The organism is Rhizobacter sp. P2_D12 (genome assembly GCF_056404395.1).
Window position 1 is genome coordinate 1 of sequence record NZ_JBFUEB010000194.1, and the last position, 6,325, is coordinate 6,325.

Here is a 6,325-nt window from a genome sequence, read left to right on the forward strand (position 1 = left end):
AGGCCGGGCCGATCAGCGTGACGCCGGCCGGCAGGCCGTCGGCGCGCATCGGGCCGGGCACCGCATGCGCGGCCATGTCGAGCAGGTTGACGAAGTTGGTGTAGTGGCCCAGGCGCTGGTTGGGCTCGAACGGATCGGCCTGCAGCGCCGCCTGCGTCGGGTGGTTGGGCGCGCTCGGCACGGCCAGCACGGCCACCTCCGACCACAGGGCGTCGGCGTAGCGCTGCACCTCGGCCAGCGCGTACTGCGCTGCGAACAGCTCGTGCGCCGCGGGGGCGCGGCCGCGGCGCACGATCTCCGACACGGTCGGGTCGGCACCCGGCGGCTGGCCGTCGAGGAAGCTGCCGACGGCCGCGTAGCGCTCGGCCACCCACGGCCCCTGGTACAGCAGCGCGGCGGCGCGCTGCAGCGGCTCGAAGGGCACCGGCACGAGCCGGCAGCCCTGCGTGCGCAGCTGCTGCAGCGCGGCCTCGAAGGCGGCCTGCGCCTGCGTGTCGCCGAAGAACTCCAGCGGCTCGGGCACGCCGACCGCCAGGCCCTGCAGCGTATCGGTGCGCAGCCGCGGCGCCAGCGCGCTGCGGCTGAACGCATCCTGCGGGTCGGACCCGGCCGCGCGGCTGGCCACCGCCCACGCATCCTCGGGCGTCAGCGCGAAGACCGACACGCAGTCCAGGCTGCGGCAGGCCGGCAGCACGCCGGTCGCCGGCAGCCAGCCCTTGGTCGGCTTCAGCCCGCTGACGTGGCAGAAGCCGGCCGGCACGCGGCCCGATCCGGCGGTGTCGGTGCCGAGCGCGAACGGCACCTGGCCGGTGGCGACGACGTAGGCCGAGCCCGAACTCGACCCACCGCTCACGTACGCCGCATCGAACGGGTTCGGCACCGCGCCGTACGGCGAGCGCGTGCCGACCAGCCCGGTCGCGAACTGGTCGAGGTTGGTCTTGCCGACCGCGATGGCGCCGGCCTCGAGCAGGCGCTGCACGACGGTTGCATGCCGCGCCGCCGGGCCGGTGGCGAAGCCGGGGCAGGCGGCCGTGGTCGGCAGGCCGGCGACGTCGATGTTGTCCTTCACCGCGAACGGCAGGCCGAACAGCGGCTGCCGGTCCCACAGCGCCGCGCCCTCGGCACGCAGGCGCGCGTCGCAGGCCTCGGCCTCGGCCAGCAGGTCGCTCTCCGGACGCACCGAGATCCAGGCCGCGGCCGCATGCCGTGCACGCAGATGCAGCACGCGCTCCATCAGGCGGCGCACCGTCAGGGTGCCTTCGCGCAGCGCCTGCTGCAGTTCACGCAAGGTCCGGGGCTCGAACGACGACATGGAAAGCCACCTCCGAAAGTGAATGCGATCTTGTATGCAAGATGCGAGCCATGGTTTTCCCTGGTGTTGCGTGCGTGCCGATACGCTGTGGTGCGCGTGTTTCATCGGATGCCGCAGGGGTGGGCACGAACGTACACTTTTCGTTTTCCCCACAGCAGTCGCACGCCCCCCATGAAGGCGGATCCCAAGAAGAAGAAAGGCGCCCCGGCGCGCAAGCCCGGCCGTCCCGTGGTGGCCGCGGCGACCGACACCAGCGTCACGCTGCAGATGGTGGCCGACGCGGCCGGCGTGTCGTCGAGCACGGTGTCGCGCATCCTGAACGCCACGGCCAAGGTCAGCCCCGACAAGCAGAAGGCGGTGGATGCCGCGATCGCGCGGCTGGGCTTCATGCCGAACCCGGTGGCGCGCGGGCTGGCCGGCGGGCGCACGCTGAGCATCGGCGTCGTCACGCAGGCGATCGACAGTCCGTTCTACGGCGAGGGCCTGCGCGGCATCGAGGCGGTGCTGGGCGCGGCCGGCTACATGCCGCTGTTCGCGAGCGGCCACTGGACGGCGGCCGACGAGAGGAAGTGCGTCGACCTGCTGCTGTCGCGCCGGGTCGACGGGATGATCGTGTTCACCGGCCGGCTGCCCGACGACAAGCTGGTCGAGGTGGCGCGGCGCGTGCCGACGGTGGTGACCGGGCGCAAGCTGTCGGCGCCGGGGCTGTTCAGCATGAACTTCGCGAACGTCGAGGGCGCGCGCATGGCGACGCGCCACCTGATCGAGCTGGGCCACCGGCGCATCGTGCACATCGTCGGCCCGCGCGAGCATGCCGATGCGCGCGATCGCAAGGAAGGCTACCGCCGCGCGCTGAAGGAGGCCGGCATTCCCTACGACGCGTCGCTGGTGGTGCAGGGCAACTTCGCCGAGGCGGGTGGGCTGAAGGCGGTGAGCGAGCTGTTCGAGGCGCGCAAGGATTTCAGCGCGATCTTCGCGGCCAACGACCAGACGGCCTACGGCGCCGCGCTGGCGCTGTACCGGCGCAACCTGCGCATCCCCGAGGACGTGGCGCTGGTCGGGTTCGACGACCTGGCGGGTTCGCAGTATGCGATCCCGCCGCTGACGACCATCCGCCAGCCGGTGTACCAGCTGGGCGAGCTGGCGGCGACGGCGGTGCTGGCGATGCTGCGCGGCGAGGCGCCGCAAAGCGAGTTGCCGCCGCCCGTGCTGGTGACGCGCGAATCGACGCGGCGCCTGCGCCGGTGAGGGGCGGCATGCTGGGGTGGCTGAGGCGTTTCGCGAGAGCGAAGGCCGGCGAGACGCCGGCCGTCGACCGTGCCGACCTCGCGGCATGGCGGGCGCAGGCCGACGAGGCGCTGAAGCGCGGCGACCTGGCCGCGGCGGCCGACGGCTACGAGCGCGTGCTGGCCAGCGACGGCGCCGACGCATCGGCACTGACCAGCCTGGGTTTCGTGCGGCTGCAGCAGGGACGCATGGCGCAAGCCGCCAGCCTGCTGGCCGCGGCCAGCCGCGACGACAGCGTCGCCCACGACGCGCTGTTCATGCTGGGTTCGATGCACGAGCAGGTCGGCGACCTGGCGGCGGCGATCGATCACTTCAGGCGCGCGATCGAGAAGGCGCCGCGCTTCGACGTCGCGATCACGTCACTGGCACGCGTGCTGGTTCGCGATGGTCAACGCGGTGCGGCGCGTGCGCTGCTCGATGAGGCCGCCGGCCAGACCCCGGGCTTTGCCGACCATCACCTGCTGCTCGGCCGCATCGCGCTGGACGAGGGCCGGCTGGAGGATGCGGTGGCTGCGCTCGAGAAGGCCGTCGAGCTCGACCCGACCCAGGCGCAGGCGCTGCGCGAACTGGGCAACGCCCGCCATGCACTGGGCCGGCTGCAGGGCGCAGCCGATGCGCTGCAGGCGTCGCTGGCGCTGGATCCCTCGAGCGCGGTGACCTGCAGCAACCTCTCCAGCATCCTGCTCCGGCAGGGCCATCCCGACGCTGCGGTGCGGGCGGGCCGGCAGGCCATCGCGCTCGACGCGACGCTGGCCGGTGCACACAACAACCTGGGGGCCGCACTGGTCGAACTGCAGCGCGCACAGGAGGCCTTGCCTTGCTTCGAAACCGCGCTGGCCCTGAAGCCGGACTCTGCCGACGCGGCCGTCAACCTGGCGCAGGCGCTGGGCATGCTCAAGCGGCGCGACGAATCGCATGCCGCCCTCGAGCGAGCGATGGCCATCGACGACAGCGCCGACTGGCTGTACGGCACCTGGCTGCACGGCCGCATGGGCGCCTGCGACTGGACCGACCTGCCCGCGCGGTTTGCAGAACTTGCCCGCCGCATCGACCGCGGCGAGCGCGCGACGACGCCCTGGCCCGCCTTGCCGGTGCCGCTGTCGGCTGCGCAGCAGCTGGCGGTCACGACACGCTACAGCGCGTCGAAGGGCTGGCCGGACGTGCCGCGGCCACCCGCCCATGGCCGCCGCGAGCGGACCCGGATCGGCTACTTCTCTGCCGATTTCCACCAGCATGCCACGGCCTACCTGACCGCCGAACTGTTCGAGCGACACGACCGCTCGCGCTTCGAAGTGGTGGCCTTCTCGTATGGCCCACGCTCGCAGGACCCGATGCGCCAGCGGCTGGAGCGAGCCTTCGACCGCTTCATCGACGTGCGGGATCTCGACGATGCACAGGTGGTGCAGCGCTCGCGCGAGCTCGAGATCGACATCGCGGTCGACCTGAAGGGCTATACCCAGGACTGCCGCACCGGCATCTTTGCCGCTCGTGCGGCGCCGCTGCAGGTCAGCTACATCGGCTATCCGGGTTCGATGGGCGCGGGCTTCATCGACTACCTGCTGGCCGATGCGACGGTGGTGCCGCCGGGCAGCGCGATCCAGCAGGCCTGCAGCGAGAAGGTGGTTTTCCTGCCGGACTGCTACCAGGCCAACGACTCGAAGCGGCCCATTGCGCCATTGCGCTCGACGCGCGCCGACGTCGGGCTGCCGCAGGCCGCGTTCGTGTTCTGCTGCTTCAACAACAACTACAAGATCACGCCTGACATCTTCGACGCCTGGATGCGCGTGCTGCAGGCCGTGCCGGGCAGCGTGATGTGGCTGCTGCAGGACAACGACATCGCGGCCGCCAACCTGCGCCGCGAGGCGTTGGCCCGCGGCGTGGACCCCGAGCGCCTGGTCTTCGCGCCGCGCGTGGCGATGCCGGACCACCTGGCACGGCACGGGCATGCCGACCTGTTCCTGGACACGCTTCATTTCAATGCCCACACGACCGCCAGCGATGCCTTGTGGGCCGGCCTGCCGCTGGTGACCTGCGCGGGCGCGACGTTTGCCGCACGCGTGGCCGCCAGCCTGCTGCGAGCCTGTGGCCTGGCCGAACTGGTGGTGGACAACCTGCACGACTACGAGCAGCTGGCGGTGCGGCTGGCCGGCGATCCGCAGCAACTGGCGCAGCTGCGCCGCCGCCTGGCCGACAACCGCTCGTCCTGCCCGCTCTTCGATGCCGGACGGTTCACGCGCGGCGTCGAGCAGGCCTATGCCGCGATGATGGACCGCCTGCACGCGGGGCTTGCACCCGACCACCTCGTGGTCGCCGGCGAGCCGGATGACGCCAGTGGTAACGGTTCCACACACGATCGACACGGCGTGTCCTCCCATCGTCCGGGCGAATGAGATCCATTGGCTGGGGGAGGGGATGACGCGCCGCTTTGTGTCAGTGGAATCGCTTCCGGACGGCGCCCTGGGACGGTGCGCTTCCTGCTTGCTCCCGTGATCGTGGTTCGTTGAACACTTCGACACAGGGACAGTGATGAGCGAGAAGATCTTCAAGAGGGYGCGGCTGGTGGCACTGGCCGCCTGCGTGGCATTGGTGGCTTGCGGTGGCGCGAAGGACGGCGACGAGGGCGCTGCGGCACCTGCACCGACGGGCAACAATCCGCCTGCTCCTGCTCCTGCTCCTGCTCCTGCTCCTGCTCCTGCTCCTGCTCCTGCTCCTGCTCCTGCTCCTGCACCGGCACCGGCACCGGCACCGGCACCGGCACCCGCACCCGCACCCGCCCCTGCGCCCGCACCGGCTCCTGCGCCGACCGCCGCCTTGTTGAACCTCCCGATCGAAGTGCTCGGCGCCGGCGCTCCCGATGCGCCCACCATCGTCGCGACCGACCTGGCGCTCGACGCCAACGCCGTCGCGCAGGCCACGCAACTCGCGGTGCAATGCCACCGCTGCGGCTTCTACAACTCGCCCGAGTACCAGGCGCTCAGCAAGCCGGTGACCCAGGTCGCCGGCAGCCTGCGCATCGTCGGCGCGCAGAACGGCGCGGCGGCGCCGTGGATCGACATCGGCGACGCCACCGTCGCGTTGCCCGACGTCGAGCGCTTGCACGGGGGCGTCAATGGCGGCCTGCTGACCATCCGCTTCAGCGTGCCCATCGACGCGACCACGCGTGGGCGGCTGCTCGCGTCGGCCGGCAACCGTGTCGAGTTCCGCTTCAACGGCACCGATGGCAGCTCCAACGGCTACCGCATCCTCGACCTGCAGCTGCAGGACGCGAGCGGCAAGAACCTGCTCTCGATGCCGCGCCAATGGGCCGACATCGGCGCCGAGAAGGAGGCAGGCCGCACCTGGACGGCCGACGCCACCGCCGGCCAGGCCTTGTGGAGCGGGCAGAACCTGCTGAAGAAGTCGCCGATCGTCAACACGACGATCCGCGCCGCCTGCTCGTCGTGCCATGCGAGCGATGGCCGCGACCTGCAGTACTTCAACTTCTCCAACAACGCCATCGTGCAGCGCTCGCGCTTCCACGGGCTGAGCGAAACGCAGGGCCGGCAGATCGCCGCCTACCTGCGTGCCGCGCTGTACCCCAAGGTGCCGCACGTCGCGCAGGCCACGCCGTGGAACCCGCCGTACCAGCCGGGCCCCGGGCTGGACAGCCGGCCGATCGTCGAATGGGCGGCCGGTGCCGGCATCGATGCGGTGCTGCCGGACGCCAAGTCCTTCGTCAACGTGTTC

General features: G+C 71.5%; 3 protein-coding genes and 1 pseudogene. 3 read left to right on the top strand and 1 reads right to left on the bottom strand.

Annotation, left to right across the window (positions count from 1 at the left end; translation table 11 throughout):
* A partial coding sequence (gene atzF, locus AC1DYN_RS31205) for an allophanate hydrolase (protein ID WP_477966462.1) occupies positions 1 to 1,312 on the bottom strand: 1,312 nt, incomplete at its 3' end.
* A gap of 171 nt (positions 1,313 to 1,483) precedes the next feature.
* On the opposite strand from atzF, the gene AC1DYN_RS31210 reads away from it, so the two are divergent.
* The 3 genes and pseudogenes from AC1DYN_RS31210 to AC1DYN_RS31220 form a co-directional block, all read left to right on the top strand.
* On the top strand, positions 1,484 to 2,560 hold the full coding sequence (locus AC1DYN_RS31210) for a LacI family DNA-binding transcriptional regulator (protein WP_477966464.1): 1,077 nt from the start codon (positions 1,484 to 1,486) through the stop codon (positions 2,558 to 2,560).
* Positions 2,561 to 2,568: 8 nt separating this feature from the next.
* Positions 2,569 to 4,989 carry a tetratricopeptide repeat protein gene (locus AC1DYN_RS31215; RefSeq protein ID WP_477966466.1) on the top strand — a complete coding sequence of 807 codons (2,421 nt, stop codon included), beginning with the start codon at positions 2,569 to 2,571 and terminating at the stop codon, positions 4,987 to 4,989.
* 136 nt (positions 4,990 to 5,125) lie between these two features.
* A pseudogene (locus AC1DYN_RS31220) lies at positions 5,126 to 6,325 on the top strand (hypothetical protein); the annotation flags it as partial.

Bases quoted from the DNA above. Each gene is read 5' to 3' on its own strand.
- AC1DYN_RS31210 (WP_477966464.1), top strand. From the start codon at position 1,484: ATGAAGGCGGATCCCAAGAAGAAGAAAGGCGCCCCGGCGCGCAAGCCC.
- AC1DYN_RS31215 (WP_477966466.1), top strand. From the start codon at position 2,569: ATGCTGGGGTGGCTGAGGCGTTTCGCGAGAGCGAAGGCCGGCGAGACG.